Raw genomic sequence first — 17,335 nt, 5'->3', positions numbered from 1 at the left:
AGTTCGGCAAACCGTGATCTGCGGAACCTCCCCGTTCCCCTCCGTCGTTCCGTACCGTACGGGGCGACGGAGGAGGGCGATCACGTGGCCGAACTGCGGCTTGGTCCACTGCTGAGGTACGCCGACGGCACGTCCGCGACCGTCTGGGTCGAGGCGAGCCGTCCGTGCACGGCCGAGGTGCGCGGCGCGGACGGCGGGCACGGCGAGTCCCGTACGTTCCAGGTCGCGGGCCATCACTACGCCCTGATCCCGGTGACCGGCCTCACCCCGGGCACCGCACAGGCGTACGAGGTCCTCCTCGACGGCGCCCGCGTGTGGCCGCTGCCCGACTCCCCCTTCCCGCCCTCCCTGATCCGCACGCCCGCCGACGGCGACCCCGTCCGCCTCTCCTTCGGCTCCTGCCGCTGGGCCGCGCCGCCCGCCGGCGAGCCGGACCCGGTCGGACCGGACGCCCTGGACACGCTGGCCGCACGGATCGCCGCCGAGCCGGACGGTGAGCGGCCGGATGTGCTGGTGCTGCTCGGCGACCAGGTGTACGCCGACGAGACCTCCAAGGCGACCAGGCGCTGGCTGGCCGCGCGCCGCGACCTGAGCGAGCCGCCGGGCGACGAGGTCGCGGACTACGAGGAGTACACCCGGCTGTACTACGAGTCCTGGCTCGACCCCGAGGTGCGCTGGCTGCTGTCCACCGTGCCGAGCTGCATGATCTTCGACGACCACGACGTCATCGACGACTGGAACACCTCGGCCGCCTGGCTCGCCGACATGCGGGAGACGAGCTGGTGGCGCGAGCGGCTGCTCAGCGGACTGATGTCGTACTGGGTCCATCAGCACCTCGGCAACCTGTCGCCGGCCGAGCTGGCCGCCGACCCGCTCTACGCCGCCGTACGCGAAACCCCCGACGGCACCGACCTGTTGCGCTCCTTCGCCTGCAAGGCGGACGCCGATCCGGCCTCCGTCCGCTGGAGCTACCGGCGCGACTTCGGCCGCGTACGGCTGCTGATGGTGGACACCCGGGCGGCCCGCGTTCTCGACGAGGGTTCGCGTTCCATGCTCAACCCGGGCGAGGCGCGGTGGCTGCGCGAGCAGGCGCTCGACGCGCGCGGTTCGTACGACCATCTCCTGATCGGCACGTCCCTGCCGTGGCTGCTGCCGCACCTGGTGCACGACGCCGAGGCGTGGAACGCCGCGCTGTGCCGGGGCGATCGCGGCGAGCGCTGGGCGCGCTTCGGGGAGGATCTGCGGCGGCGGGCCGATCTGGAGCACTGGGCGGCCTTCCCGCCGTCCTTCGACGCGCTGGCGGAGCTGATCGCCGAGGCCGGGTCCGGGGCACAGGCACCGGCGACGGTGTGCGTGCTGTCGGGGGACGTGCACCACGCCTATGTCGCCGAGCCGACCTGGCCGGACGGCGGCGGGCCCGACGCCCGGGTCCTGCAGCTGACCTGCTCGCCCGTCCACAACGCCATCCACGCGGCGATCCGGCTCGGCTTCCGCTTCGGCTGGAGCGGGGTGGGACGCTGGCTCGGGCGGCGGTTCGCGGGGCACGGCAGCTGTCCCCGGCCGCCGATCGACTGGCGCCGCACGGGCGGGCCCTGGTTCGGCAACCAGCTCATGACGCTGACCCTGCGGGGGCGTTCGGCCCGGCTGCGGCTGGAGCAGGCGCGGGCGGTGCGAGGAGCGGGGCCGCGGGTTGCGGGGGCGCGAGGGACGGGGGCACGGCTGCGGACTGTCTCGGAGTCCGAACTCGCCCCTTGAACAGCCGGTTTCACCACATAGGGGCCCGCGTGTGGCGTGACGCACGTGATGTTCGTGATGCATCCCACACTCACTCGTCCCAGGGCACGGTTCACCCCGCTCCCGACGGCATGATGAGCCGGACCGTCCGCTTCCACTCGGCGGTTCGCTCCAATGCGCCCCACACGCCCGGGAGTCACCCTTTTGTCCGCACCGCCCTCAGCACCGACCCCGGACTCCCCCACGGTCTCCGTCGCCCTGGTCGGCGCCGGCCCCCGCGGCACCAGCGTCCTGGAGCGCCTGTGCGCCTCCGCTCCCGAGCTCCTCCCGCCCGGGGCGCGTCTCACGGTCCATGTGATCGACCCGGCACCGCCCGGCCCGGGTCGTGTGTGGCGGACCGCCCAGTCGCCCGAGCTGCTCATGAACACGGTGTCCTCGCAGGTCACGCTGTTCACCGACGAGAGCGTGGACTGCTCGGGCCCGATCCGGCCCGGCCCCAGCCTGTACGACTGGGCGGCCGGCGCGCTGGGCCCGGACGAGTACCCGACCCGCGCCCACTACGGCCGGTACTTGGAGTGGGTGTTCGCGAAGGTCGTCCACGAGGCGCCGCCCACCGTGCGCGTCGAGACGCACGCGGCCCGCGCCGTACGGCTCGACGACACGCTCGACGGCAGCCAGGTCCTCACCCTCCACGACGGCCGTGTGCTGCCCGGCCTGTCCGCCGTGGTCCTCGCGCAGGGGCACCTGCCGACGGCCGCCGACGCGACCCAGCACCACCTCGCCGGGTACGCCGAGAGCCAGGGCCTGCGCTACGTGGCGCCCGCGAACCCGGCCGACGTCGACCTGTCCTCCGTATCCCCAGGCGAACCGGTGCTGCTGCGCGGCCTGGGCCTCAACTTCTTCGATCACATGGCCCTGTTGACGACGGGCCGCGGCGGCAGCTTCGTCCGCGCCGAGGGCCGCGTGGGTCTGCGCTACGTCCCTTCCGGCAACGAGCCGCGCCTGTACGCCGGTTCGCGGCGCGGCATCCCGTACCAGGCGCGTGGCGACAATGCGAAGGGGGCGTACGGCCGCCACCTTCCGCTCCTGCTGACGCCCGAGGTGATCGCCGGTTTCCGCAAGCGGGCGGACTCGGGCGAGACGCCGGACTTCCTCGCCGAGATATGGCCGCTGGTGGCGAAGGAGGTGGAGACGGTGTACTACACGGCGCTGATACCGCAGGCGCGGCAGCAGGCGGCTTTCGCGGAGCGCTTCCTCACCGTCCCCCACCGCGACCCCCAAGAGGCCATGCTGCTCGACGAGTTCGGCGTACCGGAGCGTGAACGCTGGAGCTGGGACCGGGTGTCCCGGCCGTACACGGGATGCGGCTTCGCGGATCCGGGGCAGTGGCGCGACTGGCTGCTGGCGTATCTGCACGAGGACGCGGCCCAAGCCGCCCGGGGCAATGTGCGCGGCCCGCTGAAGTCGGCCCTCGACGTGCTGCGCGACCTGCGCAACGAACTGCGGCTCGTCGTCGACCACGGCGGCCTCTCCGGCGCCTCCCGCCGGGACCATCTGGACCGCTGGTACACCCCGCTCAACGCCTTCCTGTCCATCGGCCCGCCCCGGCGGCGCGTGGAGGAGCTGGTGGCATTGCTGGAGGCGGGTGTGGTGGAGGTGCTCGGGCCACGGCTTGAGGTGCGGGAGGAGCAGGGTGCGTGGGTGGCGCACTCCCCCGAGGTGCCGGGCTCGGCAGTGCGGGTGACGACCTTCGTCGAGGCGCGGCTGCCGGAACCGGACCTGCGCCGCAGCGCCGACGAACTGCTGGCGCGGCTGCTGAAGACCGGTCAGTGCCGACCGCACACCGTCGATGGTTACGAAACGGGCGGACTGGACGTAACACAGCGGCCGTACCGTCTGATCGACCGTCAGGGCCGCGCGCACGCACGGCGGTTCGCGTTCGGGGTGCCCACGGAGGGCGTGCACTGGGTCACGGCGGCCGGGGCGCGGCCGGGTGTGGATTCGGTCACTCTTTCGGATGCGGATGCGGTGGCGAGAGCTGTGCTACATGCGGTTGTTCCTGGGCCGGAAGGGGACACCGAGGCGACGCGATGGCCGAATGTTGAACTTGCAAGTGTTGATTAGGGCTACCTAACGTGGGGCCTACCGATCAGTATCCGTCCCCACACCCGTTCCTTACTGGGACCGGTAAACCTCAGACCGAGGGAGTCCCCCACATGACCGGACGCCTCAACAGCGCCCAGCCGTATGCCATCGGCCTGTTCCGCATCGTCGTCGGCCTGCTCTTCGCCTGCCACGGCGCCATGTCCCTCCTCGGCGCCTTCGGCGGCGTGGACGGCAAGGGCGGCACCGCCGCGACGGGCGCCTGGCCCGACTGGTACGCGGCCGCCATCGAACTCGTCGGCGGCAGCCTGGTCCTGCTCGGCCTCGGCACCCGCATAGCCGCGTTCATCGCCTCCGGCGCCATGGCCTACGCGTACTTCAAGGTCCACCAGCCCGAGGGGCTGTGGCCCATCGAGAACAGCGGCGAAGGTGCCGCGATGTACTGCTGGTCCATGTTCCTGCTGGTCTTCACCGGCTCCGGCGCGTTCGGCCTGGACCGGCTGTTCGCCAAGCGCTCCGGCACGGAGAGTAGGACGGCCCCGGACCAGACCCCGGTCACGGCCTGACGGCCACCGCTCGCGCACGACGGCGCCTGCACCCGCGAGGATCAGCGGGTTCGGGCGCCCGTTCGCTCAGGCCGTGTGAACATGCTGTGCCGAACACACGAGCCCCCGATGAACCTCCTGTCACACCCCCGGCGTACGCTGTATGGCTGTCATAGGCCGCCCCTGCCGCTCCCCCGCGACGTCGCGGCACGGTCTGGCCACGGGGGGAAACACGGGGAGTTGCGGTGCTCGAGGGTCTCGAGGACGTGGGTTCGCTGACAGCGGGCCCTTGGATCTATGTGGTGGTGGGCCTGTCGGTCCTGCTGGACGTGTTCGTGCCGGTGCTGCCCAGCGGCGTGCTGGTGATCACGGCGGCGACGGCGGCTGCCGCCGGTTCGGGTGCCGCGACGGGTCAGGTGCCCGGCGAGGTCCCCGACATCCTGGCCCTGACGCTCTGTGCCGCGACGGCCTCCGTCCTGGGTGACCTGGTCGCCTACCGCCTCGCCTGGCGCGGCGGCGCCCGACTGGACCGCGCGATCGCCCGCTCCCGCCGCCTGACTGCGGCGCAGGAACGTCTCGGCACAGCCCTCGCCCGAGGCGGCGGCGCCCTGGTGGTACTGGCCCGCTTCGCCCCCGCCGGCCGCTCGGTCGTCTCGTTCGGCGCGGGCGCCGCCCACCGCAGCGCCCGCGACTTCCTTCCCTGGTCCGCCCTGGCCGGCCTCGCCTGGGCCGTCTACAGCGTGGCCCTCGGCTACTTCGGTGCCCAGTGGCTGGGCGCGACCTGGCTGGCGACGGCGGTGTCGGTGGGCGCGCTGTTCGCTGCGGGGGCGCTGGCGACGTACCTGGTGCGGCGCAGGCCGGCCTAGACGTCTGTGACCTTGAGTGGCCGCACGACCCCATTACGTGCACGATGAATCCCACGTAATGGGGCAAGAACCGCCTACTAGGTCGCTCGATGTCAATCAGGTTGATATCAATCAGGTCGCTCGATTGGTTCGCGTCCGACTCGCCCCGCCGCCGCGAGGAAAGAGACCCCCTGGCATGAGTGCCCGCGCGACGAAGGTGACGAGACCATCCCATCGCGCCCGCGTGCGCACCGCCCTGGCCGGAGTGCTCCTCGCGGCCACGGGTGCCGCGACGCTGGTCTCGTGCGGCGGGGACGACGACGGCGACGGCGCCGCCTCCCCCATGCCGACCCCCACGCGCCCCGACACGGCCTCGTTCTCCGGCACGGCCGCCACGGCCCTCTCCTCGCTCGAGGCGTCCGCACGCGAGCGGGCCTCCGCCGCGGCCTCCTCCGCCTCCGCCCGCGCCTCGGAGTTCGAGGCATCCGTGTCGGCGGAGATCATGCGGGCCAACCAGGCCGCCCAGCGGGAACTCGAGGACGTCGACGGCCGCGGCAACGCCACCGCGGACGTGTCGCTCACCGGAAAGCCGCGCGCCGATACGGGCGGTCTGCTGGCCGTCGTCGTGAACATCACCAACCGGACCGACGAGACCGCGTCCTACGCGGTGCAGGTCGACTTCCGCGACCCCGACGGCAAGGTCGCCGAGACCCGGTTCGTGGGCGCGGAGGATCTCGAACCCGGCGAGAAAGCTCAGCCGCTCGCCATCAGCCGCAAGCCTCCCGAGCCACGCCTGACCGCCGAGATCGCCAAGGCGCAGCGGTACTGACGCGGGTACTGACGCCTCCCTCACCGGAAGGCGCCTCACTCGATCCGGCGGGCTCCGGAGGAACCCTCTAGCCCGCCCGGCGGGCGGCCTGCCCCCGGATCTCCAGACCGGCCAGCAGGTCGGCCGTGGCTTCGGCGATCACATCGACGGCACGGTCGAAGACCTCCTGGTTGTGCGCGGCCGGGGCGCGGAAGCCGGAGACCTTGCGGACGTACTGCAGGGCGGCGGCGCGGATGTCTTCCTCCGTCGCCTCTTCCGGCAGCGCGGGCGGACGAAGTGTCTTGATGCTGCGGCACATGTCCAACAGTGTCCCTCGGACAGGGCCCTGTCTGCCATGATCACGTCCGAGGCGGCCACCGCTGAGGGGCCGACCGACGAGAGGAACCGCATGACGGCACATCGCACGACGGCGCACGGCCGACTCACGGTGGCGGTACTGGGCCCGGGCGGCATAGGCGGCCTGCTCGCCGCGCTGCTGTCCAGGTCCGGGCACCGCGTCATCTGCCTGGCCGCCGACGAGACGGCCAAGGCCCTGCGTACGACCGGAATCCAGGTCCGCAGTGGCCGCTTCGGGGACTTCACGGCTCAGGTGGAGGCGGACACCGAGCTCCGCGAACCCGTCGACGCCTGCCTGATCACGGTCAAGGCCACCACCCTCGACACGGCCCTGGCCCGCGCCCCGCGCACAGCGCTCGGCGACGCCCTGATCGTCCCGTTCCTGAACGGCGTCGAGCACCCGGAGACCCTCCGCGCCCACTACCGCCCGGACCGCGTCGCCCCCGCAGTCATCCGCGTCGAGTCGACCCGCGTGGCGCCCGGGCAGGTCGAGCACACGAGCCCCTTCGCCGAGATCGACCTGACGGGCGACACAGTCCCCCGCGACCGCGTCGAAGCCCTCGCGCAGACTCTGAACGCGGCCGGCCCCACCACCCGCGTCCTCCCGGACGAGACGGCAGCCCTGTGGGCGAAGATGTCCTTCCTGGCCCCGTTCGCCCTCCTCACCACCCGCCACGCCCTCCCCCTCGGCGACGTACGCACGCACCACCGCGAGGAGTTGACCTCCCTGGTCGAGGAGACGGCAGCCGTCAGCCGCGCCTGCGGCGGCCCCGCCGACCCGACCGCGGCACTCGCCCGCTACGACGCCTTCCCACCCGCCACCAAGTCGTCCATGCAACGCGACGCCGAAGCCGGCCGCCCCCTCGAACTGGACGCGATCGGCGGAGCGTTGCTACGAGCCGCCGAACGCCACGCGGTACCGGCACCCGTAACAGCGCGTCTGGTCGGCGAGTTGAGGGACGCGGGCCACCAGCCGCCGCACAACCACCCGCACACCCGTTGAGACGAGCGCTCTGGTCGGCCCGACCGGCCGGCCAGAGCGCCCGAAGGGTCAGCGGGTGGCGAGGAACTCGAGCGTGTCGATCACGCGGTTCGAGAAGCCCCACTCGTTGTCGTACCACGCGACCACCTTGACGTGGCGGCCGTCGACGCGGGTGAGGGCCGAGTCGAAGATCGACGAGGCGGGATTGCCCACGATGTCGGACGACACCAGCGGGTCCTCCGAGTACTCCAGAACACCGGCGAGCGGCCCCTGAGCCGCGGTGCGGTACGCCGCCAGCACGTCGTCGCGCGTCACGTCGCGGGCGACGGTCGTGTTGAGCTCGACGATGGAGCCGACCGGGACCGGTACGCGGATCGAGTCGCCCGACAGCTTGCCTTCGAGGTTCGGCAGCACCAGGCCGATCGCCTTGGCGGCGCCGGTCGTGGTCGGCACGATGTTGACGCCGGCGGCGCGGGCGCGACGGGCGTCGCGGTGCGGGCCGTCCTGGAGGTTCTGCTCCTGCGTGTAGGCGTGCACCGTCGTCATGAAGCCGTGCTCGATACCGGCGAGTTCGTCGAGCACCTTGGCCAGCGGCGCGAGCGCGTTGGTGGTGCAGGAGGCGTTCGAGACGATCGTGTGCACGGCCGGGTCGTAGGCGTCGGTGTTGACCCCGAACGCGAGCGTGACGTCGGCGCCGTCCGACGGCGCGCTGACGAGTACCTTCTTCGCGCCCGCGTCGAGGTGGCCCCGGGCGGCCTTGGCCGAGGTGAAGCGGCCGGTGGCTTCCAGGACGATGTCGACGCCGAGTTCGGCCCACGGCAGCTGCGCCGGTTCGCGCTCGGCCAGCACCGTGATCCGACGGCCGTCGACGACGAGGGCGTCCCCGTCGACGGTCACCGGGCGCCCGAGCCGGCCGGCCGTGCTGTCGTAGGCGAGCAGCCGGGCGAGAGTGGCGGGCTCCGTCAGGTCGTTGACGGCGACGATCTCGAGGGCGCTGTCGCGCTCCAGCAGGGCGCGCAGCACATTGCGTCCGATGCGGCCGAACCCGTTGATGGCGATGCGAGTCATGAGTGATGTCCCTTCCGTTCGCCACCAGGGTCGCCCGCGGCTCGCGCCGCTGACAGTGGCGGGATCGCCATGGTTCAAAAGGATCCCGCCACACCCCGCCACACGGCACCGGCCGGGTTACTCGCCCCGGGTGAAGGTGCGCCGGTATTCGCTCGGTGTGGTGCCGAGGATGCGCTGGAAGTGCAGGCGCAGGTTCGAGCCGGTGCCGAGCCCGATGTCGGCGGCGATCTGTTCGACGCTGCGTTGCGAGCGCTCGAGCAGTTCGCGGGCCAGGTCGATACGGGCGCGCATCACCCACTGCATCGGCGTGTAGCCGGTCTCCTCGACGAAGCGCCGGGAGAACGTGCGCGGCGAGACCTCGGCCTGCCGCGCCAGTGTGTCGAGGGTGAGGGGCTCACCGAGCCGGTGCAGCGCCCACTCGCGGGTGGCGGCGAACCGCTCGCCGAGTGGCTCGGGGACACTGCGCGGCACGTACTGGGCCTGGCCGCCGCTGCGGTAGGGGGCGGCAACCAGACGCCGGGCCGCGTGGTTGGACGCGGCAACGCCGAGGTCGCCGCGCAGGATGTGCAGGCACAGGTCGATGCCGGAGGCGGCGCCGGCCGAGGTGAGCACGCTGCCCTCGTCGACGAACAGCACGTTCTCGTCGACCTGGACGAGCGGATGCCGTGACACGAGTGCCCGCGTGTAGTGCCAGTGCGTCGTGGCGCGCCTGCCGTCGAGCAGGCCCGTGGCGGCGAGCGCGAAGGCGCCCGTCGAGATGGCGGCGAGCCGCGCGCCCCGGTCGTGGGCGGCGATCAGCGCGTCGACGACGGCCTGCGGCGGGTCGTCACGGTCCGGGAACCGGTAGCCGGGGACGAAGACGATGTCGGCCCACTCAAGCGCGTCGAGGCCGTGGGCGACGTAGTACGCAAGGCCGTCGCCGCCGGCCACGAGACCGCGTGTCGCCCCGCACACCCGCACCTCGTACGGCATGCTCGCCCGGGTCGTGAACACCTGCGCGGGAATTCCGACATCGAGCGGCTTCGCACCCTCGAGCACAAGGACGGCGACGCGACGCAGGGGTGAGGCTGACACAGGAAGAGGTTACGTGGGGCGTGACTTCGGTACGCCTCCCGTCCGGACCGGGCAAACGGTGCTGCGTGGACAACTGACGTGCTCCGGCACACCCGTTCGCATGAACCGCCCAAAGACGCTCGCAACCCAAAATCGAACAGGCGTAGCATTGGCCCGTGGCTACGCCCTATGACTTTCCGAGTGACCTGCTCGCCGGTCAGGAGGAGCTGCATCAGGTCCGGGCCGAGCTGTCGGCCCTCCTGAAGCGCCTTCCCTGGTCGGTCGTACCCCTGGACGGCTTCAGCGACGACAACGGCTGGCGCAAGGTCGAGCGCCCCGCCTCCCCGGGCTGGACCCAGGACGACCAGGCCGAGGTGGAGAAACTCCGGCAGCGCGAGCACGAACTCGCGGTCTTCGTCAGCGGCCACCGCTTCTGGTCGGAAGTCACCGGGGCAGAGCGGGTGGACGCCCGCACCAAGCTGAAGCACGCCCACACGCCGTCGGGCGACGAGCACTGAAACGCAGGGGACTCCTGACGGGTTCACAAAGGTCCGCCACCGTGCGGGCCTTCGTCATTTCCGGATCCTGATCCACTTAGGTCACAGAACCATTGCATCGTCTTCACACGTCCCACACATCAGTTAGATTCACCCTCCACGCAATTGCGCCAAGGGGGGCACATGAGCCAGCAGTACCCGCAGCAGCCCGGATACGGGGCGCCACAACAGCCGACGCAGCCCGGCTACGGCTATCCGCAGCAGCCCGGTTGGGGCGCTCCCCCGCCCCAGCCGCCGAAGCGGAAGACCGGCAAGGTCCTCGGCATCATCGGCGGCGTGTTCGTCGGTCTCATAGTCATCGGTGCCATCGCCGGTGGCGGCGACGACTCCACCGACAGCAGCAACAAGGACAAGGCCATCGCCGCCACTTCGGACAAGCCCAAGGCCGCTGAGGAAGCCGCCGACAAGCCTGCGGATGAAGCCGCTGACAAGCCCGCCGAGGAAGCGCCGGCCGCGGACAAGAGCCAGGCCGAGCAGTTCAAGGACTGCGTCACCAAGTCCGGCACCGCAGCCGAGAAGGCAGCCGTCGGGCACGTCACCAAGGTGACCGGCGCCGACAAGAGCAACGACATCCTCGACGCCGCCGAAGTCTTCACCGACTACAGCGGTGGCTTCATGAGTGAGAACGCCGGCGACGCCAAGCTGATCGCCAGCGCCTTCGCGTCCTGCTACGAGTCGGAGAACGGGCTCGTGACGGTGTACGGCAAGGACGGCGACATGATCTCCAACGGCAACTACTGACCCACCCCGAGACCGGCCCGGCCCGCGCCCGTGCGCGGCCGGGCCTTCGTACGCCTGGAGGTGACCCGGGCTATGGATTCTCCGTGGACTCCGGCCACGAGAACGGCCCCCCGAAGAGAACTCCGAGGGGCCGCGAAACCCTGGCTGAGCCGGGGCTTGGTCACCGGTGGGCGCGGACGGTTTCGAACCGCCGACATCCTGCTTGTAAGGCAGGCGCTCTACCCCTGAGCTACGCACCCGAGAACGATTCGACAGCCTACCTTGCCAGGGGCCATGCCCCGCAAACCCCTATCGCGGACGTCCGGGAAGCCGGGAAGACGGGAAGCCGGGAAGACCGGGTTGACCGGGATGACCCTGGGGTTATCCCCACCACGGATCCGGGAGCGGCCCGGATCCCGCGGCACGCCCGGGCTCCGTACGGTCGAAGCATCACCGCAACCCTGGGCCGTCAAGGTCGGCATCAGGGAAGTCCCGAGGAAGTCCAGGGGGAGATCGTCATGGCCCGTACCGTTCCCGTCCGTGCTGTCGTAGTCGCCGGGGCCGTCGTGGTGCTGCTGGGCGGGGTCACCGCCTGCGGGGCCTCCGCCGGGGACGACAAGGACCCTGAGCAGCGGTCCTTCGCGTTGGAGGGGCGGACGCTGACCATCGACTCCGACGACTCCGCGTTGGAGATCGTCGCCGCCGACAAGAACAAGGCCGGCGCCGTCCAGGTGACCCGGTGGTTCCAGGGGTCGGTCGCGATCGGGTCGGATCCGAAGGTGACGTGGGCGATGGAGGACGACCGGCTGGTCCTGCGGGAGAAGTGCTCGGGCATGATCACGAACTGCTCGACCAAGCACCGTATCGAGGTGCCGCACGGCGTCACCGTGAAGGTCGAGGACGGAGACGGGAGCGTGCGGGCGCGGGGGTTCCGGGACGCGCTGAGCGTTCGTACGGGGGACGGGTCCGTGCGGGTCACCGACTCCAGCGGACCATTGGACCTGCGGACGGGAGACGGGTCGGTGCGTGTTTCCGACGTGTCCTCGCGGCAGGTCAAGGCGCAGACCGGAGACGGCTCGGTCCGGCTCGAACTCGGCACCGTGCCGGACCTGGTGGAGACCCGCAGCGGCGACGGTTCGGTGACGATCGAGCTGCCCCGGGCCACCTACCGCGTGTCCACCGAGACCGGTGACGGCTCGGTCGATGTGTCCGTGCCCCGGGACAACACCAGCTCCCACGTCGTCTCCGCCCGCACCGGTGACGGAAAAGTCACTGTCCGAACCGCGAACTAACCGGCCCGTGTGTTCGTCCTAAACCGGTGGGAGAATGACACCGGGCAGGGTGAATGACAGCACGGGAGAGGGATGTGACGGCGACACCTCCGCAGCCGAACTCGCCGTCAGTGCCGGGCGCGCAGGGGCATCCCGCGCGGCAGGCCTCGTTTCCCCAGGTCCGTCCCGCCCGGGGCGTGCGCCGCGCCGTCCGTGACACCCTCGCCCTGGTCGCACTCCCCCTTGTCGCCGCCCTCGTCCTGCCCGCCGCGTTCGCCGGTGGTGGTACGCGACGGTGGTTCGGCGGGCGGGCCGAGAGTCAGCGGGCCGAGGCGCAGGCCGCGAAGGACGCCGCGGCGGCCGCGTTCTACGAGCTGGACACCGCCCAGCGGGATCTGCGGATCTCGATCGAGACGATCACGGCTGTGGACGACTCGCCGGCCGCCCGCCGGGCGATCACCGACTTCGAGGCGCTCGGGCGGCGTATCGACGAGGTCAGTCACCAGTACATCCAGGCCGTCGACGCCCATGACCTCGACCGTGACGACCTGGAGGCGTCGGCCGCCTCCCACGCCCGTACGGAGCTGACGAAGGCCAAGGACGAGCTCGACAACGCCAAGCGCGAGCTGGACCGGTTCACGGACGGGCTCGGGCCGCTGCTCGGCAAGGCCGAGACGCAGCTGGCCCGCCTCGCCCCGGCCGTCGAGCGCGCCCGGCAGGGCCTGCTGTCCGCGTCGAACGCCCTGGATGCCGTACGGGGATCGGGGCTCCGGGCGGACGACCTCGCGGCCCGGCTCGCCGCCCTCGCCCCGGAGCTGACCAAGCTGAACCAGGGCGCCGGGCAGCATGGCGTCCCGCAGACGCTGGAGCGGGCCGAGCGGGTCGCGCGGGAGGCGGAAGCGGTCCGGGTGGAGGCCGAGCGGCTGCCTGAGAAGGCCGCCGAGATCGATCACCGGCTGGTGTCGCTGCGGACGCGCGCGCAGGCGCTGACCACGCGTGCCGGGCAGGTGGAGCCGGTGCTGAGCGAGCTGCGGCGGCGGTTCACGGTGGCCTGCTGGCAGGACCTGCAGAGCGTCCCGGACCGGGCCGGGGAGAACCTACGGCAGGCCGAGCTGAAGCTGAAGGAGGCGCAGGCCGCGCGCGACGAGCAGCGCTGGCCGGACGCCACCGCGCTGCTGTCGACGGCGCGGGCGCTGCTGAACGGCACCGACGAGTCGGTGTCCGCCGCCGGTGACCGGCTGCGGCAGCTGAACGCCGTGCAGAAGGATCCGCAGCAGGAGATCGACCGGACCCGTTTCGCGATCCGGGACGCCCAGCGGCTGGCCATGGCAGGGCGGAACACGCCCGATCCGCGGCACGCGCGCCCGCTGGACGACTCCGTTGCGCGGCTGGAGCGGGCCATCGGCACACTGGAGGGCCGCCACCCGGACTACTGGCACTTCCTGACCGAGACGGAGGCGGTACGGCAGACGGTGGCCCGGGTCGTCGCCCAGATCCGCGAGGAGCGTGGGGGCTCCGCCCACTGACGGTTAGCCTGTGCGCATGCCTCGCTACGAGTACCGCTGCCGCAGTTGCGGCGACACATTCGAACTGAGCCGTCCGATGGCGGAGTCGTCCGCGCCCGCCGCGTGCCCTGCGGGGCATGACGACACCGTCAAGCTTCTGTCGACGGTGGCTGTGGGCGGCGCTGCGAGCGCCCCCGCGGCGCCGAGGCCTGCCGGCGGCGGGGGCGGGTGCTGTGGTGGAGGGTGTTGCGGCTAGGTAGTGCGTGCGTTGTCGTCTGCGGGTGCGTGGGGGCTTGTCGCGCAGTTCCCCGCGCCCCTGAGGGGCGCTGTCGTCCCGGTCGCTTTCAAGAACTCCCGTAGGATCCGCTCCCCCGCCAGCACCCCCCGCTCCGGCAGCGCGCTGATCGCCGGGGCGGTGAATTCGGTGTCGGCCAGTTCGCCGTGCCCCGGGCGCCAGCCGCGGTCGGCGGCCAGCAGCAGGTCGGCGTCCAGCAGGGAGTCACCGGCCGCCAGCGTCACTTCCGCGCCGGTGCGGCGGGCCAGCTCGTGCATGGCGGCGCTCTTGGTGAGGGGCTTCGGGACGGCGTAGAGCTTGCGGCCCTGCAAGGACACCGTCCAGCCCCGGTTCTCCGCCCACACCGCGAGCTCCTTCACCCACGCCTCGGGCAGCAGCTCGCGCTCGACGACGAGGTAGGCGAAGAGGTCCTCGGCGATCCGGTGCTTGCGTACCCACGCCGGGGACGCCGTCGCCATCAGATGGTCCTGCACCTCCGCGAGCGGCGCGCACTGCTCAGCCAGCCGGGCCGTGACCTGTGCGTTCCAGTCGGGGTCGGAGACGCCGTCGACCAGGATGTGGCCGCCGTTGGCGCAGATGGCGTACCTCGGCGCGGGGCCCGGCAGGTTGATGCGCTCGTACTGCTTGCGGGTCCGGGTCGTCGTCGGCACGAAGACCGCCGCGTCGCCGAGGTCGGTCAGCAGCTGGCCCGCGGTCTCGGTCATGTACGACAGCGGCTTGCTCTCGTGCACCTCCACGCACAGCAGCCTGGGCGCCCGCGCGTCCGGCATGGTCAGCGCGAGGGCCGCGGCGGAGTAGATGAGCGTACGGTCGAGGTCGCTCGCCACCAGTACCGGCATCAGAGGTTCACCGCCTTGCCGTCGGCGCCCGTCGCGCCCCGCGTGTACTTGGGGTGGATCAACCCCACGCAGGTGTACGGCAGTTCGGCGACCTCTTCCACCGGGACCCCTCTCTGTTCGGCCAGCAGTCGTACGTGGTCCAGGTCGGCGCCGGCCCCGGCCCGCGCCAGGATCTTCCACGGCACCCGGCGCAGCAGCACCCGCGTGGTCTCGCCGACGCCGGGCTTGACGAGGTTCACGTCGTGGATGCCGTACTCCTCGCTGATGCGCTCGACGGCGGCCCAGCCCTCCCAGGTCGGCTCGCGGTCGCCGGACAGCAGCTCCTTGGCCGTCGCCTCGACCGCGTCCACGACCTCGGGGAAGCGCGCCGCCACGGCGTCCAGGAAGGTTACGGAGACGTCGGCGCCGGTGAGTTCGCGGTAGAACTTCGCGCCGTGGTAGTCGTTCGGTCCGACCAGGTCCGCGCGCAGGACCGTACGCGAAATCAGGCCGGACACCGTGGAGTTGAGGCAGGCGGAGGGGATGAGGAAGTCCTCGCGGGTGCCGTACGTCCGCACGCACGAGCCCGGGTCGGCCAATACGGCGATCTCGGGGTCGAAGCCGGTGACGCCGTCGGACGTCTCGAACTCCTCCAGGGCCACCGCGAGTTCGCGGGTGATGGCGCCCTTGCCGGTCCAGCCGTCGACGAAGACGACGTCACGCGGGTCGTGGTGCTGCGCCAGCCAGCGCAGGGCGTTGGCGTCGATGCCCCGGCCGCGCACGATCGACACGGCGTAGTGCGGGAGTTCGAGGCCGTGCCGGAACTGGGCCCAGCGGCGCATGAGTACGCCCACGGGGGTGCCGGCGCGGGCGAGCGAGACGAGGACGGGGCGCGGCGACCGCTCGGCGAGCACGAGCTCGGTGACGGCCCCCACGGCCTGCGCCAGTCGCACCGTCGACTCTTCCAGGGCCGCATGGAACAGCGCCTGGTACTGCTCGCTCGGCTGGTACTCCACCGGCAGCGACTCGGCGTAGTGCGCGCCGCCGCTCTGGATGGCCTCCTCGCGTTCCTCGGTCGGCGCCTCCAGGGTCACGTCCGAGAGGTCCTGGAGCAGCCAGCCGACCTCCTCAGGGGCGTACGAGGAGAAGGCGGGGCCGCGCAGGGGCTCGGGCAGCATGGTGGATGTGTCTCCAGGAGGAACGGCGAGGTGCGGCGGCTCGGGGATGTACGACGGCACGACCGCGAGCAGGACATGCGGGGTGTGGGCGGCGAGCTGCGCCAACAGGCCGTCGGGCGCGTGCAGTTCGGGCGTGTCGGCGGCCGAGTCGACGACGGCGATTACGGCGTCGAAGCCGGCGCCCGCGACGTTGTAGGCGTAGCGCTCGCCGGGGCCGTCGGCGGGGTCGTCGTGGGCCGGGAAGACGAGGCGGGTGCGTATCGCGTACCCGGGGTCGTCGACGGCGAGGACGGGTGAGCGGGTCGTGGTCGAGTAGCGGACCTCCGCGTCGGCGACCTGCTCCAGCTCGCGGGCGAGCCTGAGCGGGGCGTACATCAGCTCTTCGAAGCCGAGTATGTGCACGCGCCGGGCACTCGTGGGCAGCGCCTCCGCCAAGCGGGCGGCCATGGCGGGGAGGGCGCCTTCCAGCCGGGTGCGGTGGGCGGGGGTGAAGCCGTGCCGGCCGCCGTCCGGGAGGCCGGGGGGCCAGCACAGGTCTATACGGGTGACGTGGGGGTGGGTGCGGCTGTCGTCCGAGCGCGGGCCGGTGGGGGCTGGTCGCGCCCACGCGGCGGTAGCCGCAGATTCAGCACAGCCCCGCGCCCCTGGGGGGTTGGCCCTCTGGTCCGCTTCAACGGCAACGCCGCTGTCTGGGGGCGCGGGGAACTGCGCGGCCGGCCCCGACGGCGCCGCAGACGACAAACCACCCCCCGCGGCACTCTCCGCCTCGTACCGCGCCACCAGCTCCTGTCCCTTCTCCAACACCCCCTCCGGCAGCCGTACGGTCCCCGAAGCGGCCGCCACCAGATCGACCCGGGCACCGATCTCCCCGGCGAAATCCGCGAGGCGCCCCGCGTCCGCCGCCGACCGCATGTCGACCAGGGCGACGACCACGTACCTCCGCCGCGGATACCGCGAATGAAGATCCCGAATGGTGTTCAGCACCGTGTTCCCCGTGGAGAACTCGTCGTCGACCAGAATCAGCGGCCCGTCGCCGACCAGCAGCGCCGGGTCCTCCGGCAGCAGCAAGTGGGACGTGGCGTGCGAGTGGGACTCCTCGAAGCCGCCCGCACGGGCGACCCCGGCGACCAGGCGGCGCGTGGAGTGCAGATACGGGGCGAGACCCACACCGTCGGCGACGGAGTGGCCGAGCCCGGTCGCCGTCTCCGCGTAGCCGAGGACGACCGCCCTTGCGGCCTCATCGGCGCCCAGAAGGTCCCGCACCCGGCGGCCGAGGGCGAAGCCGGCGCCGTACACCACGGAGGGTGACTGCGGTACGTGCTTGCCGAGCACGTTGGAGACGAGCAGATGCGCCCGCTTGGGGTTGCGGCGCAGGGCGAGCCCCAGCATCTCCATGAGCCCGTCGTCGCCCACGAGCTGGACTCCGAGCCGCTCGGCGACCCAGCTCCCGGACCAGACCCCGTCGTTCACTGCGTTGTTCATGCGTCCCTTGGTTT

16 protein-coding genes and 1 tRNA gene are annotated in these 17,335 nt (G+C 71.8%); 11 read left to right on the top strand and 6 right to left on the bottom strand.

Annotation, left to right across the window (positions count from 1 at the left end):
- Window positions 1–84 precede the first annotated feature (84 nt).
- From OHO27_RS29880 to OHO27_RS29860, 5 genes are all read left to right on the top strand, one after another.
- Window positions 85–1,755, top strand: coding sequence for an alkaline phosphatase D family protein (locus OHO27_RS29880; RefSeq protein WP_328428065.1), 1,671 nt, complete (start codon window positions 85–87; stop codon window positions 1,753–1,755).
- 153 nt (window positions 1,756–1,908) lie between these two features.
- Window positions 1,909–3,858: an FAD/NAD(P)-binding protein gene (locus tag OHO27_RS29875; protein ID WP_443059625.1), complete on the top strand. Its 1,950-nt coding sequence runs from the start codon at window positions 1,909–1,911 to the stop codon at window positions 3,856–3,858.
- Window positions 3,859–3,950: 92 nt separating this feature from the next.
- Entirely contained in the window at window positions 3,951–4,403 is a 453-nt protein-coding gene (locus OHO27_RS29870) for a DoxX family protein (protein WP_328428063.1), read from the top strand.
- 224 nt (window positions 4,404–4,627) lie between these two features.
- Window positions 4,628–5,248: a DedA family protein gene (locus OHO27_RS29865; protein ID WP_328428062.1), complete on the top strand. Its 621-nt coding sequence runs from the start codon at window positions 4,628–4,630 to the stop codon at window positions 5,246–5,248.
- A gap of 175 nt (window positions 5,249–5,423) precedes the next feature.
- Window positions 5,424–6,056, top strand: a complete 633-nt coding sequence (locus OHO27_RS29860) for a hypothetical protein (RefSeq protein WP_328428061.1) — start codon at window positions 5,424–5,426, stop codon at window positions 6,054–6,056.
- Between the two features lie 67 nt (window positions 6,057–6,123).
- Here the strand turns inward: OHO27_RS29860 and OHO27_RS29855 are convergent, their stop codons facing one another.
- Window positions 6,124–6,354, bottom strand: coding sequence for a DUF2277 domain-containing protein (locus tag OHO27_RS29855; RefSeq protein WP_328428060.1), 231 nt, complete (start codon window positions 6,352–6,354; stop codon window positions 6,124–6,126).
- Between the two features lie 90 nt (window positions 6,355–6,444).
- Between OHO27_RS29855 and OHO27_RS29850 the strand changes: the two genes are divergently transcribed.
- Window positions 6,445–7,395 (top strand): ketopantoate reductase family protein, encoded by a 951-nt coding sequence (locus tag OHO27_RS29850; protein WP_328430595.1) that lies wholly within the window; start codon window positions 6,445–6,447, stop codon window positions 7,393–7,395.
- Between the two features lie 48 nt (window positions 7,396–7,443).
- Here OHO27_RS29850 and gap read toward each other — a convergent pair whose 3' ends face one another.
- On the bottom strand, window positions 7,444–8,442 hold the full coding sequence (gene gap / locus OHO27_RS29845) for a type I glyceraldehyde-3-phosphate dehydrogenase (RefSeq protein WP_328428059.1): 999 nt from the start codon (window positions 8,440–8,442) through the stop codon (window positions 7,444–7,446).
- A gap of 117 nt (window positions 8,443–8,559) precedes the next feature.
- Complete coding sequence (locus tag OHO27_RS29840; protein WP_328428058.1) at window positions 8,560–9,516, bottom strand: GlxA family transcriptional regulator; 957 nt, start codon at window positions 9,514–9,516, stop codon at window positions 8,560–8,562.
- Window positions 9,517–9,671: 155 nt separating this feature from the next.
- Here OHO27_RS29840 and OHO27_RS29835 point away from each other — a divergent pair, with 155 nt between their 5' ends.
- Window positions 9,672–10,013 (top strand): hypothetical protein, encoded by a 342-nt coding sequence (locus tag OHO27_RS29835; RefSeq protein ID WP_328428057.1) that lies wholly within the window; start codon window positions 9,672–9,674, stop codon window positions 10,011–10,013.
- Window positions 10,014–10,175: 162 nt separating this feature from the next.
- Window positions 10,176–10,793 carry a hypothetical protein gene (locus OHO27_RS29830; protein ID WP_328428056.1) on the top strand — a complete coding sequence of 206 codons (618 nt, stop codon included), beginning with the start codon at window positions 10,176–10,178 and terminating at the stop codon, window positions 10,791–10,793.
- A gap of 167 nt (window positions 10,794–10,960) precedes the next feature.
- Here the strand turns inward: OHO27_RS29830 and OHO27_RS29825 are convergent.
- A tRNA-Val gene (locus tag OHO27_RS29825) sits at window positions 10,961–11,032 on the bottom strand.
- A gap of 258 nt (window positions 11,033–11,290) precedes the next feature.
- Here OHO27_RS29825 and OHO27_RS29820 point away from each other — a divergent pair.
- The 3 genes from OHO27_RS29820 to OHO27_RS29810 all read left to right on the top strand — a co-directional run bounded on the left by OHO27_RS29820 (window position 11,291) and on the right by OHO27_RS29810 (window position 13,804).
- Window positions 11,291–12,064, top strand: coding sequence for a DUF4097 family beta strand repeat-containing protein (locus OHO27_RS29820; RefSeq protein ID WP_328428055.1), 774 nt, complete (start codon window positions 11,291–11,293; stop codon window positions 12,062–12,064).
- Window positions 12,065–12,138: 74 nt separating this feature from the next.
- Complete coding sequence (locus tag OHO27_RS29815) at window positions 12,139–13,569, top strand: hypothetical protein (RefSeq protein ID WP_328428054.1); 1,431 nt, start codon at window positions 12,139–12,141, stop codon at window positions 13,567–13,569.
- Between the two features lie 16 nt (window positions 13,570–13,585).
- Window positions 13,586–13,804: an FmdB family zinc ribbon protein gene (locus tag OHO27_RS29810; RefSeq protein WP_328428053.1), complete on the top strand. Its 219-nt coding sequence runs from the start codon at window positions 13,586–13,588 to the stop codon at window positions 13,802–13,804.
- Here the strand turns inward: OHO27_RS29810 and OHO27_RS29805 are convergent.
- Window positions 13,801–14,682, bottom strand: coding sequence for an HAD family hydrolase (locus OHO27_RS29805; protein ID WP_328428052.1), 882 nt, complete (start codon window positions 14,680–14,682; stop codon window positions 13,801–13,803). The two genes, OHO27_RS29810 and OHO27_RS29805, sit on opposite strands and share 4 nt — an antisense overlap.
- On the bottom strand, window positions 14,682–17,321 hold the full coding sequence (locus OHO27_RS29800) for a phosphoribosyltransferase (RefSeq protein ID WP_328428051.1): 2,640 nt from the start codon (window positions 17,319–17,321) through the stop codon (window positions 14,682–14,684). The genes OHO27_RS29805 and OHO27_RS29800 overlap by 1 nt, the downstream gene beginning before the upstream one ends.
- Window positions 17,322–17,335: the final 14 nt, after the last annotated feature.

It is taken from the genome of Streptomyces sp. NBC_00443, from assembly GCF_036014175.1.
Taxonomy (GTDB): domain Bacteria; phylum Actinomycetota; class Actinomycetes; order Streptomycetales; family Streptomycetaceae; genus Streptomyces.
Note: the sequence above shows the minus strand (reverse complement) of the source record. Positions and strands in the feature narration are given on the sequence as shown.